Annotated in this window: 15 protein-coding genes and 2 tRNA genes; 5 read left to right on the top strand and 12 right to left on the bottom strand. The window is 72.0% G+C overall.

Annotation, left to right across the window (positions count from 1 at the left end):
• Window positions 1–182: 182 nt before the first annotated feature.
• From ACTMSW_RS22805 to ACTMSW_RS22780, 6 genes are all read right to left on the bottom strand, one after another.
• Window positions 183–256: transfer RNA gene (locus ACTMSW_RS22805), tRNA-Met, on the bottom strand.
• 207 nt (window positions 257–463) lie between these two features.
• Window positions 464–540, bottom strand: a tRNA-Met gene (locus tag ACTMSW_RS22800).
• Window positions 541–682: 142 nt separating this feature from the next.
• Window positions 683–1,594, bottom strand: a complete 912-nt coding sequence (locus ACTMSW_RS22795; protein WP_441182707.1) for a hypothetical protein — start codon at window positions 1,592–1,594, stop codon at window positions 683–685.
• Window positions 1,584–2,093 (bottom strand): SigE family RNA polymerase sigma factor, encoded by a 510-nt coding sequence (locus tag ACTMSW_RS22790; protein ID WP_441182706.1) that lies wholly within the window; start codon window positions 2,091–2,093, stop codon window positions 1,584–1,586. The genes ACTMSW_RS22795 and ACTMSW_RS22790 overlap by 11 nt, the downstream gene beginning before the upstream one ends.
• A 144-nt stretch (window positions 2,094–2,237) precedes the next feature.
• Window positions 2,238–5,237, bottom strand: coding sequence for a UPF0182 family membrane protein (locus ACTMSW_RS22785; RefSeq protein WP_441182705.1), 3,000 nt, complete (start codon window positions 5,235–5,237; stop codon window positions 2,238–2,240).
• Between the two features lie 154 nt (window positions 5,238–5,391).
• On the bottom strand, window positions 5,392–6,405 hold the full coding sequence (locus ACTMSW_RS22780; RefSeq protein WP_441182704.1) for a YlbL family protein: 1,014 nt from the start codon (window positions 6,403–6,405) through the stop codon (window positions 5,392–5,394).
• Window positions 6,406–6,588: 183 nt separating this feature from the next.
• Here ACTMSW_RS22780 and ACTMSW_RS22775 point away from each other — a divergent pair, with 183 nt between their 5' ends.
• Window positions 6,589–7,806, top strand: a complete 1,218-nt coding sequence (locus ACTMSW_RS22775) for a zinc-dependent metalloprotease (RefSeq protein WP_441182773.1) — start codon at window positions 6,589–6,591, stop codon at window positions 7,804–7,806.
• 111 nt (window positions 7,807–7,917) lie between these two features.
• Here ACTMSW_RS22775 and ACTMSW_RS22770 read toward each other — a convergent pair whose 3' ends face one another.
• Together ACTMSW_RS22770 and ACTMSW_RS22765 are read right to left on the bottom strand one after the other, a co-directional pair.
• Window positions 7,918–8,607 (bottom strand): hypothetical protein, encoded by a 690-nt coding sequence (locus ACTMSW_RS22770; protein WP_441182703.1) that lies wholly within the window; start codon window positions 8,605–8,607, stop codon window positions 7,918–7,920.
• A gap of 146 nt (window positions 8,608–8,753) precedes the next feature.
• The gene (locus tag ACTMSW_RS22765) at window positions 8,754–9,284 is read right to left on the bottom strand and encodes a M48 metallopeptidase family protein (protein WP_441182702.1); all 531 of its coding nucleotides are present in this window, start codon (window positions 9,282–9,284) and stop codon (window positions 8,754–8,756) included.
• Window positions 9,285–9,797: 513 nt separating this feature from the next.
• Here ACTMSW_RS22765 and ACTMSW_RS22760 point away from each other — a divergent pair.
• The 3 genes from ACTMSW_RS22760 to ACTMSW_RS22750 all read left to right on the top strand — a co-directional run bounded on the left by ACTMSW_RS22760 (window position 9,798) and on the right by ACTMSW_RS22750 (window position 12,674).
• A complete protein-coding gene (locus ACTMSW_RS22760) occupies window positions 9,798–9,968 on the top strand; it encodes a DUF5679 domain-containing protein (RefSeq protein WP_441182772.1) in 171 nt (56 codons plus the stop codon).
• Window positions 9,969–10,174: 206 nt separating this feature from the next.
• Window positions 10,175–11,227 (top strand): hypothetical protein, encoded by a 1,053-nt coding sequence (locus ACTMSW_RS22755; RefSeq protein ID WP_441182701.1) that lies wholly within the window; start codon window positions 10,175–10,177, stop codon window positions 11,225–11,227.
• Between the two features lie 100 nt (window positions 11,228–11,327).
• Window positions 11,328–12,674: an ABC1 kinase family protein gene (locus ACTMSW_RS22750; RefSeq protein ID WP_441182700.1), complete on the top strand. Its 1,347-nt coding sequence runs from the start codon at window positions 11,328–11,330 to the stop codon at window positions 12,672–12,674.
• A 388-nt stretch (window positions 12,675–13,062) separates the two neighbouring features.
• On the opposite strand, the gene ACTMSW_RS22745 is transcribed toward ACTMSW_RS22750, so the two are convergent.
• The 3 genes from ACTMSW_RS22745 to ACTMSW_RS22735 form a co-directional block, all read right to left on the bottom strand.
• Window positions 13,063–13,425 carry a WhiB family transcriptional regulator gene (locus ACTMSW_RS22745; protein WP_441182699.1) on the bottom strand — a complete coding sequence of 121 codons (363 nt, stop codon included), beginning with the start codon at window positions 13,423–13,425 and terminating at the stop codon, window positions 13,063–13,065.
• Between the two features lie 131 nt (window positions 13,426–13,556).
• Window positions 13,557–13,817: a hypothetical protein gene (locus ACTMSW_RS22740; protein ID WP_441182698.1), complete on the bottom strand. Its 261-nt coding sequence runs from the start codon at window positions 13,815–13,817 to the stop codon at window positions 13,557–13,559.
• 124 nt (window positions 13,818–13,941) lie between these two features.
• A complete protein-coding gene (locus ACTMSW_RS22735) occupies window positions 13,942–16,104 on the bottom strand; it encodes an ATP-dependent DNA helicase UvrD2 (RefSeq protein WP_441182697.1) in 2,163 nt (720 codons plus the stop codon).
• 127 nt (window positions 16,105–16,231) lie between these two features.
• On the opposite strand from ACTMSW_RS22735, the gene ACTMSW_RS22730 reads away from it, so the two are divergent.
• Window positions 16,232–16,474 (top strand): mycoredoxin, encoded by a 243-nt coding sequence (locus tag ACTMSW_RS22730; RefSeq protein ID WP_441182696.1) that lies wholly within the window; start codon window positions 16,232–16,234, stop codon window positions 16,472–16,474.
• Window positions 16,475–16,548: 74 nt separating this feature from the next.
• Here the strand turns inward: ACTMSW_RS22730 and ACTMSW_RS22725 are convergent, their stop codons facing one another.
• On the bottom strand, window positions 16,549–17,874 hold the full coding sequence (locus ACTMSW_RS22725; protein WP_441182695.1) for an MFS transporter: 1,326 nt from the start codon (window positions 17,872–17,874) through the stop codon (window positions 16,549–16,551).
• Window positions 17,875–18,052: the final 178 nt, after the last annotated feature.

The following is an 18,052-nucleotide window of genomic DNA, read 5'->3' as shown; positions in this document are numbered from 1 at the left end:
AAGTGCAAGTTCGGCAGGGCGGTCGCCCGGGAGAACGCGCCGCGTTTCCTGCCGCCGGACCGGCTCCGGGGCGGCCGGAACCGCTCAGCAACTGCTCGGACCTGCGACAACGGGCCGCGACCGGGATCAGGCCGGACATGACGAAGGGCCCCGGGACAATTTCCCGGGGCCCTTCGCGTCAGTAGCGGGGACAGGATTTGAACCTGCGACCTCTGGGTTATGAGCCCAGCGAGCTACCGAGCTGCTCCACCCCGCGTCGGCTTCACCACTCTATCGCATCCCCCGCAGCCATGATCGGCGACCCCGGATTCCGCCGCCCGCGGTGCCCGCACCACGATTCCCGGCCCCACCGGCAGCGCGGGTCCCCGGCCCGGAAGACGCCGCGCCGGGCCCGCCCGGGCCACCACGCACGGATACGAGATGCGAAAAGGTCCCGAGGAAATTCCTCGGGACCTTTTCGATGTGGTAGCGGGGACAGGATTTGAACCTGCGACCTCTGGGTTATGAGCCCAGCGAGCTACCGAGCTGCTCCACCCCGCGTCGGTTTCTCCACACTAGCGCACCCGTGGTCGGCACCGCAAAACGACCCCGCCGAAACCGGGCGACCGGCCCGCCACCTGCGACGACGCGGCAGCACGGGAATCGGGGCGGGACCAGCGACGTGGCCCCGCCCCTCGCCCGGTCAGTCCAGCCAGTCCTCGACGGCCTGCGCGGCCCGGCGGCTGTAGTCGTTGAACTGGTCGCGGTCGGTGCTCCCGCTGCTCTCCCAGCCCCGTTCCCACAGCACGGTCACCACGTCACCGACCCGGATCGCGCGGACGAGTTGGATGCGCTCCCCGCTGGCGGGTTCGCCCGCATCGGTACGCGCCGGCGACCGCATCTCGAACAGCACCGCCTCGTCGCCGTACTCGGCGCTGTCCAGCAGGCGTTGACGGGAGACCAGCCCCGGTGCGATCTCCTCGCTGGGGCAGTCCCGCACCGCCCGGCGCAGGTCGGCCATCCAGTCGTCCGCCGTGCCCGCCCGGTGGATCGTGATCGTGTGGTAGTAGCTGCCGTACGGGGTCCAGTCCTCGGGCTGGTGGGGCATCAGGTTGTAGAGGATCAGCCGGATCCTGCGCTGGACCATCTGGTCCTCGAGATCGGCCCCGCACAGGTCCGGCACGTGGTCGCCTTCGGTGAAGGTCGGCTCACCCTTGAGGTACGCCGCGGGCGGGGCGAAGAACGCCCGGTCGGGGATCGACGTGGGAGTGCGCGGCCCGGCGGAGGTGGCGGTGGTCGGCGGGGCGGACGGCGTACCCGCGGGGGACGTCGCCGACGGTGAGGGAGTCGGGCTCGGCGCCAGGGTCGGGCTGGTGGTCACCACCGGGGTCGGCGTGGTGGCCGGCGGTGCGAGGCCGTCCCGCTGACCGGGCAGCCCCACCTGCACGCCGGCGACCACGCCACCGACGAGCAGCGCCACCGCGAGCGCGCCACCGACGGCACGAACCCGGGCGCGGCGGTCCGCATACCGGCGGATCGACTCCGGAACCGCCACACCTCCCTGGTCGGCGTCGGCCGCGAGCGACTGGTACAGGTCGGACAGATCACGCGACATCGGTGGCCTCCAGTCGCTGCGTGTCGAGGTCGGGCAGAAGTGCCGCGAGCCGGGTACGACCCCGGGAGAGCCAGGACTTGACGGTGCCGGTCGCGACGTCGGTCTCGCGGGCGATGTCCTCCACGGACATGTCGAACAGGTAGTGCAGGGCGAGCGCCTGCCGCTGGTTGGCCGGCAGTTGGCGCAGCGCGGCGACCAGCAGGACGGAATCCTCGTTGGGCGGCGCCACCACCCCTGGTGGGCCGGTACGACTGAGCGCGGTCCGCCACCCGGTCAGACGGCGCCACCGGTCGGTGGCCAGCCGGGCGATCACGAGTCGCAACCACGCCTCCGGGGCGGGGTGGGTGGTCAGCCGCCCCCACTGCCGCCAGGCTCGCGCGTACGCCTCCTGCACCAGGTCCTGCGCCTCGGTGTAGTCGCCGACGACCGCGTAGCCGTACCGGAGCATCCGTCGGGCGGTACTCCGGTAGAACTCGTCGAAACTGGTTGCGTCTCTCATGCTCCCACCACGTGTTTCCGCTCCTCGATGCTGTCGCAGGAAGGACGGGGCAACGGTCCGGCGGGTTGCACCCCGTACGTCGGTAAAGCGACAGTGCCCCCGCGTCCTGGCGGATGCGGGGGCACTGTCGGCGTTCCTGGCGGGTCAGCCGCCCGGTGTCGGTGCGGCGGTACCGCGCGCCGTCGGGCTGGCAGTACCCGAGGGAGTCGGCGTCGGCCGGGCGTTCGTCCCCTGCGCGGCCTGGAAGGCAGCCATCGCCTCGTCCAGGGCCTTGAGCGCCCGGCCGTACCGCTCGAAGTCGCCGGAGGTCTGGGCGGCCCGCACCTCCGCGATGGCGGTCTGGACCCGGTTGGCGGCCTCGGCCAGCTCGCCGGTGACGGCGGGCGGCGGCGTGTCCCCGGGCGGCGGGGGCGGGTCGACCCCGCCGGGCGGCGGCGGAGTGGCCGGGGCACCGGCACGTTTGCCCTGCTCGACGAGCTGCTTGATGCCGTCGGTCAGGTTGTTGGCGAGCACCACGTAAGAGCCGCCGTCGCCGTAGGACAGGAGCACCTTCTGCAGCAGCGGGTACGCGTCCTGCTGGTTGCTCTTCACGTAGACGGGCTCGACGTAGAGCATGCCGTTGCCGAACGGCAGCGACAGCAGGTTCCCGTACTGGACCTGCGCCTGGTTGGAGGAGAGCAGGTTCAGCTCGGTACGGATGGTCGCGTTGTTGGTCATCTGCTGGTGCACCTGCACGGGGCCGGAGATCCGGGTCTGGTCCGGCAGCTCCAGGACCTTCAGCTCCGGCTTCCCGTCGACGTACGACCCGGAGATCAACGCGGCCAGGTTCTGCCGCCCGTTCGGGGTGACCGCCGAGGTCAACTGAAAGCGCGGCTCGTTCTGACCGGGGAACTGGGTGAACAGGTAGTACGGCGGCTGCTTCTGGCCGGTGTCCGGGGCGTCCGGCACGTTCGGGACCTCCCAGAAGTCCTGGCCGGAGTAGAAGTCGCCGGGGTTGGTGACGTGGAAGCGGGTGAGCAGGTTGCGCTGCACCTTGAACAGGTCGGCGGGGTAGCGGAGGTGCTGGGCCAGCTCGGCGGGGATGTCCCCCTTCGGCTTGACCAGGTCCCCACCGAAGGCCTTGTTCCACGCCTTGAGCACCGGGTCGGTCTCGTCGAACTCGTAGAGCGTCACGGTGCCGTCGTACGCGTCGACGGTGGCCTTGACCGAGTTGCGGATGTAGTTGACGTTCTCCCGGGCCAGCTGGAAGGTGCCCCGACCGGTCAGCTCGTCGGTCGTCTCCTGCTGGAGGTTCACCCGCTCGGCGTACGGGTAGGTCGCTGCGGTGGTGTAGCCGTCGACGATCCACTGCACCCGGCCGCCGACCACCGCCGGGTACGGGTCGCCGTCGACGGTCAGGAACGGGGCGACCTTCTCCACCCGCTCGCGGGGGTTACGGACGTAGAGCAGCTTCGAGTTCTCGTTGATCGCGCCGGAGAGCAGGAAGTTCGACTCCTGCTCCTTGATGGCGTAGAGCAGCCGACGGGGGAACGAGCCGATCTCGACGCCACCGGCACCGGTGTAGGTGTAGTAGGACTCGGCGCCGTTGTCGCCCTCGCCGACCGGGCGGTCGAACTCCGAGGGGTTGGCGTCCGGGTTGGCCTTGCCGACGATCGCGTAGTCGTCGGCCTCCATCCGCTCGCCGTAGTAGACGCGGGGCTGGCTGGCCGGGATCTGCTCGGTCTGCGAGCCGCAGGCCTCCGCCGACTTCTCCCCACCGAGGAAGCCGGAGACGAAGAACGGCTGCCCACCGCAGACCACCTGGTTGGCCGGTGCGGCCACCAGCCCGTAGCCGTGGGTGTAGACCGTGTGCCGGTTGATCCAGTTGCTCTGCTGAGCAGTCAGCTCGTTGTAGTTGATCTCCCGGACGCCGACCACGTAGTCCCGCGTCTTGTTGGCCACCGTGTAGCGGTCGATGTCCAGCTTGGGGCCGAAGTCGTAGAAACCGCGGACCTGCTGGAGCTGCGTGTACGTCTCGGAGACCAACTGCGGGTCGAGCAGCCGGGCGTTGGGCACCACGCTGGTGTCGGTGGCCAGCGTGGCCGGTGGGATCAGGTTGTTGGCGGCGTACGGCATCGTCTCGGCGGTGGCCAGCCCGAACGCGTTGCGGGTCGCGTCGATGCTGCGCTGGATGTACGGCGCTTCCTTCTCCCGGGCGCTGGGCTTGACCTCGAAGTTCTGCACGGCCCACGGGTAGACGCCGCCGATCGCGACCGCCGACACGCCGAGCAGGGCCAGCGAGATGCCCGGCCAGACCAGGTTCCGCATCCAGGCGTTGGAGAAGACGATGATCGCGATCGCCACCACGATCGAGATGTACGCGAGGATCTCCTTCGCCGGCAGCAGGGCGTTGACCTGGGAGTAGCCGGCGCCGTAGGTGTTCGCGGTGTCGTTGTACTCCAGCAGCATCGCCCGCCGGTCGAGCACGTACGCGACGGCCTTGAGCAGGACGAAGACGGCGACGAGCGTGCTGAGGTGCGCGCGGGCGGCGTTGCTCATGCGGTCCCCGACGCCCTGTAGCCGGACGCCGCCGAAGATGTAGTGCACGGCGAGCGAGCCGATGACCGCGAGCACGACAGCCGTGAAGGCGACCCCGAGCAGGTAGCGCCAGAATGGCAGCTCGAAGACGTAGAACCCGACGTCGACCCCGAACTCGGGGTCCTTGACGCCGAAGTCGCCGCCGTTGCGGAACAGCAGCCACTGGCTCCACCGGCCCTGCGCGGAGAGCCCGGCGAAGAGGCCGATCACGCCGGCGGTCAGGGCGATCCAGAGACCGAGCCGGGGGCTCAGCAGCATCCGGTAGCGCTCCAGGGTGACCTGCTCGGGCGAGTGCGGGCGCATCCTCGGACGCAGCCGTTGGGCCAGCCAGAGGTTGCCGCCGATGATCACCGCCATGCCGAGGCCGACGGCGAGGAAGAGCAGCAGTCGGGTGGCGAGCACATTGGTGAAGACGTCGGTGTAGCGGACCTCCTCGAACCACAGCCAGTCCGTCCACGCCTGCACACCCCACCCGAGAAGGGTGAGAAGCACGAACACCCCGACCAGGACGCCGATCGTGACGCGCCCGCGTCGGCTCATCCTCGGCAGGGGGCTGCTGCTACGCATGACCACTGTTGGCTCCGCACGCTCGATGTGATCGGCTCCGACCAGGCACCCAGAGTACGGGGTGTTCCTGAACGCGACGGTCCACGGTCACCCCGAGGCGGCGCGCCCACGGCCCGCCCCTGCCCACCAGCCCTCCGACCATGATCGGGAGCGGTCAGCAGCGGGTCGGTTCCGCCCCGGTGCGCAGCTTCTCCAACGCGGTCAGCGCGTCGTCCAGGGTGGCCACCCGGATCAGCGGCAGGCCGGGCTGCGGGTTGCGGACCGCCTCGGCGCAGTTGTCCGCCGGCACGAGGAACGCGGTCGCGCCGGCGCTCTTCGCGCCCACCAGCTTCTGGGCGATGCCGCCGATCGGCCCGACCCGGCCGGAGTCGTCGATGGTGCCCGTACCGGCGACGACCTTGCCGCCGGTCAGGTCGGCGGGGGTGAGCTTGTCCACGATGCCGAGCGCGAACATCAGCCCGGCGCTCGGACCGCCGATGTCGTCCAGGTCGATGCTCAGGGTGAACGGGTGCGGCTGCTGCTGGTCGATCTCGATACCGATCCGCGGCCGGCCGTCCTGCTCACGGCTGGCGATCCGGACGGTGGAGGCCGCGCCCTCGCGGGTGTAGCCGACGGTGAAGGTGGTTCCGGCGGGTCTGCCCCGGATGATCTCGGTGAGACGGCTCGCCGCCGGAAGCGGCTGCCCGTCGACGGAGGTGACCACGTCGCCGGGCCGGAGCCGGCCGGACGCCGGCCCGTCGGCGGCCACGGTCTTGACCACCACCTGCACCGGGAAGCCCAGCTCGACGAGTGCCGCGGTCTCCGCGCTGGTCTGCGAGACCTCGAAGTCCTGGGCGTTGCGCTCCTCGACCTGCTCGCGGCTCTCCCCCGGCGGGTACACCAGTTCCCGGGGCACGACCGCCTCGTCGTCGGAGAACCACGCCTGGATCGCCGACCGGAGCTTCACCTCCGGCTGCACCCCCACGGTCGTCAGCCGCAACTGCCCCGCCGAGGCGGAGGTCTCCCGGCCGGACACCTGGATGACCTCCTTGCCGTCGGAGGTGCCCAGCGTGTTCACCGTCGGCCCGGGCCCGAGCACCACGTACGGGATGGGTGCCGCCAGCACGCCGATGCTGAGCAGGGTGGTGAGCAGGGCACCGAGAAGGACGGTCACGCCGCGACGTCTCATGCGCCAGAGCGTACCGATCAGGGTGGTGGCCTCCGGCGGACGAACCGGTGACTTCGCCCTGAGCGGAACGCGGGCAGCGGTTACCCGGGGCGCGGCGCGCGTACCGTAGACGTCGTGCCTGATATTCCGTTCGGTTTCGCGCTCCCGGGTGGGCAACCACCAGACCCCAACGATCCCGCGCAGATGCAGCAGTTCATGTCGCAGTTGCAGCACCTGCTCTCCGCGCCGGGCAGCGGGCCGGTCAACTGGGACCTGGCCCGCCAGGTGGCCGCCAGCCAGCTCGCCGCCTCGGGCGACCCGGCGGTCTCGCCGTTCGAGCGCAACGCGGTGGAGGAGGCGTTGCGGCTCGCCGACCTCTGGCTGGAGCCGGCCTCCGACCTGCCGTCCGGCATCCAGACCTCGCTGGCCTGGAACCGGAACGAGTGGATCTACCGGACGCTGGACGTGTGGCGCAAGCTGTGCGATCCGGTGGCCAGCCGAATGGTCGGCGCGATGGGCGACCTGGTGCCGCCGGAGGCGCGCGCCCAGCTCGGTCCGATGCAGTCGATGGTCGCCACCCTGGGTGGCGCCCTCTTCGGCGGTCAGCTCGGCCAGGCCCTCGGCTCCCTCGCCGCGGAGGTGCTCTCCGCCGGTGACATCGGGCTGCCGCTCGGCCCGGCCGGCACGGCCGCGCTGATCCCCGCCAACATCCGGGAGTACGGCACCGGCCTGGAGCTGCCCGAGGACGAGGTCCGCCTCTACGTGGCCCTGCGCGAGGCGGCGCACCAGCGCCTCTTCCAGCACGTGCCGTGGCTGCGCGGGCACGTCCTCAGCGCCGTGGAGATGTACGCCTCGGGTATCCGCGTCAACCGGGAGGCGATCGAGGAGGCGATGGGCCGGGTCGACCCGACCGACCCGGAGTCGATGCAGGCCATCGCCCTGGAGGGCATCTTCACTCCGGAGGACACCCCGGCCCAGAAGGCGTCGCTGGCTCGTCTGGAGACCGCCCTGGCGCTGGTCGAGGGGTGGGTCTGCCACGTGGTGGACAGCGCCGCCGGTGGCCGGCTGCCCAACGTCGTACGCCTCGGCGAGGCGTTCCGCCGTCGTCGGGCCGCGGGCGGACCCGCCGAGCAGACCTTCGCGGCGCTGGTCGGCCTGGAGCTGCGCCCCCGCCGGCTGCGGGAGGCCGCCGCTCTCTGGGCGGCGCTCACCGAGCACCGGGGAATCGCCGGCCGGGACGCCCTGTGGGGCCACCCCGACCTGCTGCCCTCCGACGACGACTTCGCCGACCCGGTGGCGTTCGCGCGGTCGGAGGTCGACCTCGGCGAGCTGGAGACCTTCGACTTCACCGCGCCCGGCGGTCCGGAGGAGAAGGCGCCGGGCACGCCGGACGACGACGAGGGCGACGACAAGCGCGCCTGACCGCACCGCCGCTCCCGGGCGGGCCGGCCTCTTCCCTGGGCGGCCCGCCCGGAGAAGCGGGTACCGCACCGCTCGACGTCGGCGTAGACCCTCCCGCGGGGTTCGCGCCGCTCAGCCGGGGCGGCCGGCGCCGGAGAGCAACGCGCGGGTCGCCTCCCAGCCCTCCACGGCCGGGTCGAGACCGGCGAGGTCGGCCGGCCCGCGCAGGCGTCGCCACGCCGGGGTGACCGCGAGGTCGCCGGGCTGCGGCGCCGCCGCGCGCACCGCCGTGGGCAGCACGGTGTCCAGGTCCAGCGGCGGCAGCCACGCCGGTACGGGCAGCCGCACGGCCACGCCGAGCAGACCCGGCCCGCCGCCCTCGACCGGCGCGACCGCCACCGGCCGGGTGGTGAGCGGGCGGAGCAGCTTGCCGATCGTCAGCCCCGGCACGTCCGGGGCGTCGCCGGCGATGACGGCCACCTGGTCGTACGCCGTCGGGACGCCGGCCCCCGCCTCCGATCCGGCACGGTGGCCCGGCACGACGCCCGGTGCCGGACGGGCATCACCGGAGGCGGCGAGCGCGGCGAGGACGGCGGTCGGGGTCGGTTCGGAAACCTCGTGGACGGCGGTGCCCGGCCACACCACCGCGTCGGCCAGCCACCGGTCGGCCGGGGTGACCGCCACGGCGGTCTCGACCTCCTGGAGGGTGGCGAGAAGATCGACCACGTCCTCGGCCAGCGCGGTGCGCCAGTCGACCGGGTCGATGCCCGGGGGCGACCAGGACACCGGCGCGAGCAGCGCCACCACCAGACGTCGAGCCATCCCCCGACCCTAACCGCTGTGCAAGGAAGGGCCCCTTCTTAACGCCTGGCGTTGTAGAAGGGCCCCTTCCTAACATTCGAGGACCACGGCTCATCGAGGACCACGGCGGACGTGCGGGGTCGGCCGGGGTGACCCGGTCGGGAGCGTCAGTCGGAGAGGGACGTGCCGGAGACGGCGGCCACGCCCTCCAGGTAGCCGCGGGCGCGCTCGGCCCTGGGGTACCGGGCGACGAGCGCCCAGAACCGGGCGTTGTGACTCGGCACGATGAGGTGCGCCAACTCGTGCAGGAGGACGTAGTCGATCACCCAGTCCGGCATGTCCTGCACCCGGTGGGAGATGCGGATAGTCCGGTCCGCCGGCGTGCACGAACCCCACCGGCCGTTCTGGTTGCTCACCCACCGGACGCTGGCCGGGACGGCCTCGGCGCCGTGTTCGGCGAGGTACAGCTTGATCAGCCGACCGGCCCGGTCGAGCAGCTCGGCGTCGGATCGGGCCAGGCGTCCCTCACGGGCGGCGAGCCGGGCTAGCATCCGGTCGACCCACTCGCTCTCCTCGGTCTGGGAGAACTGGTCGGGGATGAGGACGACGACCCGCTCGCCGTCGCGATAGGCGGACACCGTCCGTCGCCGGCGCTGGCTGCGCCGTACCTCGACGACCGGCTTGCGCGCCGCGGCCATCAGCGGACCGCGCAGCCTCGGGAAGCTGTCACGAAGGAAAGCTAATGCGTACTGACCAGGGGTCCGCAAGAGTCAACACGATGACACGCGCCCGGAAAATGCTGATTGGTCGCCAGGAGTCCCGAAAATTCTTTGACTGATCATGGAGCAGCGTCGTCGTCACACCCCGTGTCGACGGTCGAGGGTCCTGCCGCTTCCCGTCCTCACGGTAGGTGATCATCCCGGCTTTCGTCAGCTCCGGGGGCGCCGATCGGCCCCTCCTCCGGCATTTGGTCGGCGTGTCCCCGCCAAACTCACTTATCCGACCTAATTCGCCATGCACACTCTCGACGTCGACTTGCTCACAGTGGCGATGCACAGCTGACATGGAACTGCCCGTACCTGGGTAGGGTCCGCGGACCAGCGGTCACGAAGGTGGCCGCGACGAAAGACCGAGCGCCGGCGCCCGCCGTGGCCCGCCGCCGGGAGAACCGCCGGTACGCGTTCGCCGGCGGACGAGACGAGGAGGGCACCGTGGCCGACCAGGCCGAGAAGACCTACAACGGTTACTGCGTCAAGTGCAAGGAGAAGCGGGACTTCGAGGGGCATGTCGAGGTCTCGAAGACCGGTATGAACATGGCCAAGGGCAAGTGTCCGGTTTGCGGCACAACAGTGAACCGCATCCTGGGCAAGGCGAAGGTCTGACCCGTCCGGGTCGCGCGGAAGGGGTGGCCGGTGGCCACCCCTTCCGCCGTCTCCGCTCCCCCAGCCGGCGTACTGTCCGCTGACCGACACGGTTACCGAGCAGTTGTGGATATCCCCGAATTTCCTGTGGACAACGCTGGGTAGGGGACCGGCCACCTGTGGACAACGATCGACGGACAGCACGGAAGCGGTCACGATTCGTCATCATGACGTCCCCTCCGCTCTCCCGCCCCACCCTGTTGCCGGGACTCAGCCGACTGTGGCGGGACCGCCACACCCTCCAGCTCGGCCTCGAACCGGGTCGCGCCGTCCTGCTGGAGATCGCCAATCCCCGCGCCGCGCGACTGCTCGACCTGCTCGACGGCACCCGCAGCGAGCGCAGCGTCCTCGATCACGCGACCCACTCCGACGTCCGAGCGGACGAGGCCCGTGACCTGCTGGCGGTGCTGCGCGCGGCGGGCCTGGTCGTACCGGCGCACACCCTGCTGCCGCGCGACCTGGCCGAACCGGCGCGGGCCCGGCTCGCCGCGGAGGCCGCCGCCCTCGCCCTGACCGCCGCGCGACTGCCCGGCACGCCCGCGCAGGTGCTCCGCCGACGCCGCGCCGCGCGGGTGGTGGTGACCGGCACCGGTCGTCTGGGAGCGGCGGTCGCACTCGCGCTGGCCCAGGCCGGCGTCGGTCATCTCCATCCCGACCTCATCGGCCCGGTCCGGCCGGCCGACCTGGTGGGCACCGGGATCCCGGCCACCGAGCTCGGGCGACCACTCGGGCCGGCCGTCCGCGATGCGGTCGGCCGGGCCGCTCCGGGCACCGGCACCGGCCCGCTGCGCCGCGGCCGCGCCGACCTGGTGATCCAGCTCGGTACGCCCCGACCGGCCGCCCTGGTCGCGGCCGGTCACGCCCAGCGGCGCCAGCCACACCTGCTCGTCACCCTCCGCGAGGGCGTCCCGGTGATCGGGCCGCTGGTCCGCCCGCCCCTGGGCCCCTGCCTGCACTGCCTCGACCTGCACCGCACCGACCGTGACCCGGACTGGCCGGCGCTCGCCGCCCAACTCGCCACCGACACCGCCGACGGGGCGTGTGCCGCCGCAACGCTCCTGGCGGCCGGCGCGTACGGGACCGCCGAGGCGCTGACCCACCTGGACGGGGGCACACCGGAGACCCTCGGCTGCACCGTCGAGGTCGGCGGTGTCGGACGCGTACGCCGTCGGGTCTGGCCGCCGCACCCGTCCTGTGCCTGCTCGCGGGCCCGCCGCTGACCCGGACGGAGCCGCGCCCGCCGCCCGGCGGGGGCGGACGGTGACGTCCAGCACCGCCGCACGGCAGCAGCGGACCCGCCGAGTCGGTAACAATGGCCGAGTGACCGACATCCCGCGCCGGGCCGTGTCCCGGACCGCCAAGCTCGCCTCACTGCCGCTCGGCTTCGCCGGTCGGACCGTCCTCGGCATGGGAAAGCGCGTCACCGGGCTCGCGTCCGACGTCATCTCCGCGGAGATCCAACAGCGCACCGCCGAGCAGCTCTTCAGCGTGCTGGGGCAGCTCAAGGGCGGTGCCATGAAGTTCGGTCAGGCGCTGTCGGTCTTCGAGGCCGCGCTGCCGGAGGAGATCGCCGCCCCGTACCGGCAGGCGCTCACCAAACTCCAGGAGGCGGCGCCGCCGCTGCCGGCGGCCAGCGTGCACAAGGTGCTCGCCGAGCAGCTCGGCCCGGACTGGCGGGACCGGTTCGTGGAGTTCAACGACACCCCCGCCGCCGCGGCCAGCATCGGTCAGGTGCACCGGGCCCTCTGGCGGGACGAGGGCTACGGCCCGTCGGGCGCGCCGAACACCCGCGACGTCGCTGTCAAGATCCAGTACCCGGGCGCGGGCGAGGCGCTGCTCTCCGACCTCAAGCAGCTCTCCCGACTCGGCGGGATGTTCCGCGCGATCCAGCCGGGGCTGGACGTCAAGCCGCTGCTCGTCGAGCTGCGCGAGCGGATCACGGAGGAACTGGACTACGAGCTGGAGGCCGAGTCGCAGCGGGCCTTCGCCACCGCGTACGCGAACGACCCGGAAATCTATATCCCGGCGGTGGTCTCCGCGTCGCCCCGGGTTCTGGTCACCGAGTGGGTCGAGGGCGTCCCGCTGGCCGACATCATCCGGGAGGGCACCGAGGAGCAGCGCGACCGGGCCGGGCGGCTGATGGCGGAGCTGCACCTGTCCGCGCCGATGCGCGCCGGGTTGCTGCACGCCGACCCGCACCCGGGCAACTTCCGGCTGCTCCCGGACGGCCGGCTCGGCGTGATCGACTTCGGTGCGGTGGCCCGGATGCCGGAGGGCACGCCGGAGCCGATCGGCCGGCTGGCCGGGCTCGCCCTGCGTGGCGAGGCCGACGAGGTCGTGGCCGGCCTGCGCGAGGAGGGCTTCCTCAGCCCCACCGAGCCGATCGACGGCCAGGCGCTGCTGGACTACCTCCAGCCGATGCTGGCCCCCGTCGCCGAGGACGAGTTCCGGTTCACCCGGGCCTGGCTGCGCGCCGAGGCGACGCGTCTGGCCAGCCCGAAGTCACCGGCGTTCCAGCTGAGCCGGCAGCTCAACCTCCCGCCGTCGTACCTGCTCATCCACCGGGTGACGCTGGGCTCGATCGGGGTGCTGTGCCAGTTGGAGGCGAAGGCGCCCTACCGGGCCATCCTGGAGCGCTGGCTGCCCGGCTTCGCCCCGGTCGCCTGACCCGCTCGCATCGCGCGTCCGCGCGCCACGACCCGCGCATCTGGTGTTAAAAGGGGGCCCTTCCTCTACACGAGGCGTTAAGAAGGGGCCCTTCCTTACGCAGCAGGGGCGGGCGACCGGATGGTCGCCCGCCCCTGGTGTTCAGGTGGTACTACAGCGCTCCCAGGTCCCGAGCGGACCGGTTACGACCGGCCATGGCGACGGAACGGGCGGGTCGGGTTGCCTCAGTGCTCGTGGTGCGTGCGGCCTGAGGCCGGAGCATTCGGGCCCGGGACAACGCTTCGTGGAGTAGTTGCAGGTTGGCGCCGTTGGGCAGGTGCAGCATGGTCATCAGCTTTCTCGCGGCCGGTCGGGACCGGCGGGGGATTGGTGGAACGGATCGGGTAGGTCAGGCTGCCAGCCGGACCGCAGCGCGCGTGGACAGCCCACTGGCCGCCAGGCGCACCTCGGCCTCGACCCGGAGTGCGGCGTCACGGGCGACGTCCTCCTTGCGCGGACGGCCACGGGGCCGCTTGCGCGGAACGACCGCGCCACGCTCGAAGATCTCGCCGCCCCAGACGCCCCAGGGCTCGGCCCGCTCGACCGCGCCGGCCAGGCACTCGACGCGCAGCGGGCAGTCCCCGCAGAGCGACTTGGCCAGTTCCAGCTCGGCGGGCGAGTCGGAGAACCACAGGTCGGGGTCGAACTTCCGGCAGGGCAGGTTCGCCTCCACTTCGACGCTCACGTCGAGTGGGGCCAACGCCAGACTCATCTCCCGGTCACCTCTCTCTCACTTCGATCTCGTGGATCGCTTTTCCGACGTACTACGGCGGGGCAAAAAACTAAGGCCGCGGATCCCGGTATGCGGGTTCCGCGGCCTCGAGGTGAGCCGGTGGTCTGGTATCAGACCGGTCTACCTCGAGGTGGAACTCCGCGGACGTCCATGTGCCGCTTGGCGACATCGACACCCTTGCCCGTGAAGCCACTGGTCCCCTGGGTCCACTGCGGCGCCGGCGCGAGAATCAGCTCGGCCTGAGTCTCGACCTGAAGCACCTGCGGAACCGACGGTCGCGCAGCGGCGACGGCCACCCGGACAGCCGTCAGCGGAGCGCAGGCAGCAGTCAGCGGCGCCGCCGGGCGCTCGTACATGTTGTAGATCTCCACCGGAACCACCTCCTCTGCGTGCACTCGTGCCGACATGTCCGAACCCCTGTGAGCAGCCGGAATACCGCCGCTCCCAAGGTGTGTCCTGAGGCTATTCCTCGTCCGGGGGCGAGGGCAAACGAATTTACGACGAGATTTCGAAAGTTTTCTCCGGGCAGACATCGTCGACCGCCGCGCCCGCCACCAGCGCCAGCACCGCCTCGGAGTACAGGCCCAGTTTCCGGGGCCCGATACCGGCGATCGCGACGAGGTCCTCGGATCGGCCGGGACGGCGCTCGGCCAGCGCGACCAGCGTCGCGTCGGTGAACACGACGTACGCCGGAACCTTCTGCGCGCCGGCCACCCGCGCCCGCCAGTCCCGCAGGCGCTCGTGCAGTTCCTCGTCGATGTCGGACGGACACGTGGGACAGCGGCCGAGCTTGCGGTCCGGTCCGGCGAGCAGCGTCGCGCCGCAGATCCGGCAGGAGACGATCTGGGTGCGGCGCCGCTCGGGCCGACGACCCGGCGCGGCGCCGCCGCCGGCCCGCTCCGTCCCACCCGAGCGGTCGAGCTGCGGCAGGAACCGCGAGGGCCGCCGGGCCCGTCCGCCCGGTGAGCGCGCCACGGCGTACGACAGCCAGAGCCACTCCCGGGCTCGGGTGACACCGACGTAGAGCAGCCGGCGCTCCTCCTCGACCTGCTCGACGGTCTTCGCGTACGTGGTCGGGAGGGTGCCCTCGGAGAGACCGACCAGGAAGACGGCGTCCCACTCCAGGCCCTTCGCCGAGTGCAGGGAGGCCAGGGTCACCCCGTCCACGGTCGGTACGTGCTGGGCGGCGGCCCGGCGGGCCAACTCCTCGTTGAAGTCCGCCAGCGTGACCGCGCGCTCCACGGAGGCCGCCGGCCCGATCGGCAGCACCTCCGGGGTGGCCGCGTACTCCTCGGCGAGCTGGACCAGCGCGGCGAGCGCCTCCCAACGCTCGCGCGCCGCGCCACCGGCCGGTGCGGCGTCGGGTGCCCAGCCGACCGCGGTGAGCGCCTCCGTCACGGCGGTCGGCAGCGGGGTCTCCCCCGGGATCGAGCGGGTGGCCGCTCGCAGCGCGACCATCGCCTGCCGCACCTCGACCCGTTCGAAGAACCGCTCGGCGCCCTGCACCACGTACGGCACCTGCGCCTCGGTCAGCGCCTTCTCGTACGCCTCGGACTGGGCGTTGGTCCGGAACAGCACGGCGATCTCCCGGGCCGGGGTACCGGCGTCGATCAGCGCGCGGCAGCGCACGGCGACGGCGTTGGCCTCGGCCGGCTCGTCGGTGAAGATGCGCAGCTCCGGCTCGGGGCCGGACGGTCGCTGGCCGACCAGTTCCAGGCGCAGTCGCGCCTCGGCGCCCCGTGCCTGCGAGATGACCGCGTTGGCCAGCCCGACGACCTGTGGGGTGGACCGGTAGTCGCGGACCAGCCGGACCACCGTGGCGCCCCGGTAGCGGCGGGGGAAGTCCACCAGGTACGAGGAGGTGGCGCCGGTGAACGAGTAGATGGTCTGGCTGGCGTCGCCGACCACGGTCAGGTCGTCCCGGCCGCCCAGCCACGCCTCCAGCAGGCGCTGCTGGAGCGGGTTGACGTCCTGGTACTCGTCGACGACGAGGTGCCGGTACTGGGCGCGGACCTGCTCGGCGACGTCCCGGTGCTCCTCGATGCCCCAGACCGCGGCGCGCAGCATGTCCTCGAAGTCGATCACACCGCCGGAGCGCTTGAGCCTCTCGTACGCGGCGAAGACCTCGGCGACCCGCCCCGCCTCGTGCGGGGTGTCGCGCAGCGCCTTGGCCGCCGCGACCACGTACTCCGCGGGCTCGACCAGGGACGACTTGGCCCACTCGATCTCACCGGCGAGGTCCCGGGCGGCCGCCCGGTCGGTCCGCAGGCCGACCTTCGCGGCGGCGAGGGTGACCAGGCGGACCTTGCTGTCCAGCAGCTCCGGCATGGCCCGGCCCTCCAGCAGCCGGGGCGCGAAGTAGCGCACCTGGCGCAGCGCCGCGGCGTGGAAGGTGCGGGCCTGGACGCCCGGCACACCGAGCGCGGCGAGGCGGCTGCGCATCTCCGCGGCGGCCCGGGCGGTGAAGGTGACCGCGAGCACGTGCCGGGGCGAGATTTCGCCGGTCAGCGCCCGGTGGGCGATCCGGGAGGTGACGGCCCGGGTCTTACCGGTTCCGGCGCCGGCGAGGATGCAGACCGGGCCGGCCGGGGCGGTCACCGCCGACCGCTGCTCCGGATCCAGACCGGCGAGCACGCGTTCGGACGTCGAGTGAGCCACAGCGAGGAATTGTCTCAGCTCCGCCGGACGTTGCACCTGGGGCATGCGGCCCGAGTGTCGGAAAGCATGCCGCATAGCCTGGGCTTGATCGGCAAGCCGCGCGACCGGACCGTTGGAGGATCTGACCATGTTGACGATGTATTCCACTTCCTGGTGCGGCTACTGCTTCCGCCTGAAGTCGCAGCTCGACCGGGAGGGCATCGCGTACGAGGTGGTCGACATCGAGAAGGACCCGAAGTCCGCGGAGTTCGTGATGAGCGTCAACGGTGGCAACCAGACCGTCCCGACGCTGCGGTTCGCCGACGGCAGCGCCTTGACCAACCCCTCGATCAAGCAGGTCAAGCAGCACCTGGCCAACCTGGCCGCCTGACCGTTCGCAGCACCGCCGACGAGCGGCCGTCCCCTCCCGGGGCCGGCCGCTCGTCGCGTTCCGGCGCTCCCGCCTCAACCCCGTTGATCATGAAGTTGTTGTCCACGCCGTCGGCGTGTCGAGGCGACAACTTCATGATCGACGCGGGCGGGGGCGGGGGTGGGGGTGGGGGTGGGGCGGCGGGGGGACGGGATGTGGGGGGACGGGATGGGGGTTGCGGGGGGTGGGCTGAGGGTGCGGCCGTGCCAGAGGTAGGCGCCGGCCAGGAGGGCGGCCACGCCCACCGCCACGAGGAGCAGGCGGTAGTCGAGGAAGCCCACCAGCAGGGCGCCCGCGCCGATGGAGAAGGCCTGCGGGCCGCTGACCACGGCCTCGCCGGCCGCGGCCACCCGGCCGATCAGGCCCGGGGGCGTACGCCGCTGGATCAGCGTGTGCAGCCCGACCATGGTCAACGGCAGGGACACCCCGGCCAGCAGCACCCCGGTGAAACCGAGCCAGAGGGTCGGGTACGTCAGCGCCAGCGCGGCCGGCCCGAAGCACGCCACCCCGGCGGCGAGCGTGCCCACCTCACCCGCCCGGCGGACCACGGCCGGTGAGACGAGGCCACCGACCAGGCCCCCTATCCCCTGCACGGCGACGAGCACCCCGACGAACGCGGCGTCCCGGCGCAACCCCTGATCGACGTACGCGAAGATGAGCGACTCGCTGAAGCCCATCACCAGGGAGCCGAGGCCGTAGCCGACCAGCGCCCGGCGCAGCGCCGGCTCCCGGGACAGGTGCCGGATGCCGGCGCCCAGTTCGGCGGGCCAGCGCAGTTCCCGTCCGGACGGGGGCGTCTCGGTCACGCGCAGGGCGCCGACCACGGCGGCCGCGGCGAGGAAGCCCGCCATCCCCACCAGCGCGAGCATCCACCCGCCGACGGCGGCGTACAGGCCGGCACCGGCCAGCGGCCCGACCAGCCGCAGGCCCTGCCGGACGGTCTGGAGCACGCCGTTGGCCTCGGCCAGCAGCTCGACGGGCACGAGCTGCCGGATGAGGCCGTTGAGCACCGCGCTGAGGGTGATGTACGACAGGCCGTACAGCGCCCCCACGGCGTAGATGATCCACACCTCGGACCGGTCGGAGACCAGGAACAGCGGCGTGAGCAGCACCGCGGTGACGATGTTGGTCACCACGAAGAACGGGCGGCGCGGGTACCGGTCGACGAACCAGCCGACCAGTGGCGCCAGCGTCATCGGCGCGATGATCGCGAAGATGGTGGCGCCGGCCATCCCGTCCGATCCGGTCAGCTCCTTGACCCAGATGGCGAGGGCGAGCAGCAGGATCGACTCCGCGGTCATGCTGGCCACCAGTCCGCCGAAGAGCAGACGGAAGTCGGGGCGGCACAGGACGGTGCGCATGGGGTCCCTCCGTCGGGGGGTGGTCCGCGCCGTCACGGGCGCGGTCGGGGGAGGAGGCGCGGTCGGCGGTGGTCACCGCCCCTTCCGCCTCCGCTTTTCTGCGAGACACGCCCTGCGCGGGAACCTCCTGCACGGGTCGCGCCGTCCATACTGACGGTGGGGGCCGAATTTCATACAG

Source organism: Micromonospora sp. BQ11 (assembly GCF_052068135.1).
Classification (GTDB): domain Bacteria; phylum Actinomycetota; class Actinomycetes; order Mycobacteriales; family Micromonosporaceae; genus Micromonospora.
The sequence above is the reverse complement of the archived record's forward strand: the minus strand, read 5'-3'. Positions and strand labels throughout refer to the sequence as shown.